This window comes from Mesorhizobium sp. M0909 (assembly GCF_040319515.1).
Classification (GTDB): Bacteria; Pseudomonadota; Alphaproteobacteria; order Rhizobiales; family Rhizobiaceae; genus Mesorhizobium.
In genome coordinates, this window is record NZ_JAMYOA010000071.1 from 1 (window position 1) to 629 (window position 629).

At 61.7% G+C, this 629-nt stretch carries 2 protein-coding genes; both read left to right on the plus strand.

Annotated elements, in window-relative coordinates; translation table 11 throughout:
• Window positions 1–111 precede the first annotated feature (111 nt).
• Window positions 112–492, plus strand: a complete 381-nt coding sequence (locus NKH83_RS31570) for a transposase (RefSeq protein WP_245274633.1) — start codon at window positions 112–114, stop codon at window positions 490–492.
• Window positions 489–629, plus strand: a 141-nt coding sequence (gene tnpB, locus NKH83_RS31575) for an IS66 family insertion sequence element accessory protein TnpB (RefSeq protein ID WP_352809084.1), incomplete at its 3' end; no start/stop codon positions are given. The genes NKH83_RS31570 and tnpB, both read left to right, overlap by 4 nt.

Genomic DNA, 629 nt, shown 5'->3' on the forward strand with positions numbered 1-629 from the left:
GTAAGCGCCAAGCTGACCCCATCTGGCGCGGCTTGAGGTGATGAGCGAGACATACTGACACTGAAGCAAGGAGCCGAGGAGCTTGCAGTGTCAATTTCTATGTCTGCGCCTATGCCTGATGATAGAAGTTTCCATGTTCTTGAAGCGGTTGCCAACCGACTGGAGGCAAGCCCGCAGCGTCCGCGGCGGCGCTGGTCGGCGGAAGCGAAGTCGCGGCTGATCGAGGCGACACTGAAGCCGGGCGCGAATGTATCGGCCATTGCCAGACAAGCGGGGATGGCGCCGGCCCAGCTGTTCGGCTGGCGGAGCAAGGCGATCAAGAGCGGTGCGGTCACGCCACACAGGGATGCGGAGCGGCTCGGCTTTGTCGAGGTCACGCCGACAGCGTCTGCGTCGGTGGAGATCGAGCTGGGTGGCGTGGTCATTCGCGCCGGTGCCGATATCAATGAGGAGCAGCTGGTGCGGATTATCCGGGCGGTTCGCCAGGCATGATCCCGGCTGGCGTGAAGGTGTTGGTCGCCAGTCATCCCGTCGATTTTAGAAAAGGTCCCGACGGCCTTTTGGCACTGGTGCGCGATGCCGGCTCGGATCCATTCAACGGCGCACTTTATGTATTCCGCGCCAAAAGA